At 36.7% G+C, this 1,309-nt stretch carries 1 protein-coding gene; it reads right to left on the bottom strand.

Going from position 1 to position 1,309, the window contains the following annotated elements; translation table 11 throughout:
• Positions 1-30 precede the first annotated feature (30 nt).
• A complete protein-coding gene (locus EZ456_RS24980; protein WP_131534941.1) occupies positions 31-1,053 on the bottom strand; it encodes an IS110 family RNA-guided transposase in 1,023 nt (340 codons plus the stop codon).
• Positions 1,054-1,309 lie beyond the last annotated feature (256 nt).

Raw genomic sequence — 1,309 nt, 5'->3', positions numbered from 1 at the left:
TCAGCATGATTGTTATGATAAAAACAAATTTTAAGCAGCCATATTATAGTTATTTTTATAGCTGGCTTGATTTTTTATAACTGCAGCAACTCTTAGTGCTATCTTGTTTCTAACAGCATTAATTATGCTCATGCTATGCTTCCCTTCATCCTTTTTTCTATTATAATATGTTTTGAATTCCGCATTATGTTGAATTAGAGATAATGCACACATATGCAGCAATCTTTTAAGCTCTTTATTAGCCATCCGGTGTACCCTGGTTTTACCTTTGATACTTATACCACTGCTGTGTTCAAATGGCGCAACACCTGCATAACAGGCTAATTCTTTTCCGCTGGGCTGTCCTGCAAAATTTGCCGTACAGCCAATCAGGTACACCGCGGTAACATGTCCTATCCCAGGGATACTCATCAATAGTTTATAGTTCTGCTTGAACCCCTGGTTCTCCGCAATAATTCTTTTGATCTGGTCTTCAATATTCTTAATGGACTTAGCTATACCATCAATTGCATTTTTAAGTGCTTTTTCAATCAGTTTCTGATGCTCTTTCCCATTAACATTGCCAAGTTCTTTGACCGAGACGCTAAGACTGGATTTTTGTTTAAGCAGTTTGGTCCTCGCTGATATGAAATCTTTTAGGTGCAGTAACTCAGGATCTAAAGTAGCCGTTGCCTTTAAACTATCTGCTTCCTTAGATGCGTAGTTACATAAACGCATACTGTCTATTTTATCATTTTTGCCCCTCGCTATCCCAAAACTCCATTTAATGTGGGCTGCATTACCAATGTGGATGGGTAAATGTTTCTCGCTGCAGAAAGCCCAGATCAAACGGTGATAGATCCCCGTATTTTCGATGACAACAAGAGCGTTTTGGTTGAAAGTTGTTTTGTGGGATTTGAGCCATTTCTCAAATAGCTTTATCCCTGCTGCTGTGTTGTCAAACTGTGAGGTTTCTATCCCTTGTTTTACATGGTTAACTACAGCCATTAACGAAACATCGAAGTAGGGTTTTGAAACATCAATCCCAATAAAAAAATTTGTAGAGACAATCATCCTGTTATTTTTTATGTTTGTAATAGTTACCTAATTTTTACCCCATCGATCCTAGTCCTTAATAATGGGTATTGCCCTAATTGTTATCTGGTCACTAAGGGAAAAAACGGTAGCGGATTGCATCATGCTATAGGTATAAAAACCTTGACGAAATATTAATGTGCCGCTACCGCTTTAGGTAATCTGATAATTAAGCTAAGTAAAATAAATATTAGATTTTCTTAAATAATATATCAAAACAAATCTAAAGGACGAT

The sequence above is a fragment of the Pedobacter psychrodurus genome, from assembly GCF_004331735.1.
Classification (GTDB): domain Bacteria; phylum Bacteroidota; class Bacteroidia; order Sphingobacteriales; family Sphingobacteriaceae; genus Pedobacter; species Pedobacter psychrodurus.
This window is presented reverse-complemented; position numbering and strand designations above follow the sequence as displayed.

Excerpts from the sequence above, each read along its gene's own strand:
- EZ456_RS24980 (WP_131534941.1), bottom strand. The coding sequence starts at position 1,053 with ATGATTGTCTCTACAAATTTTTTTATTGGGATTGATGTTTCAAAACCC.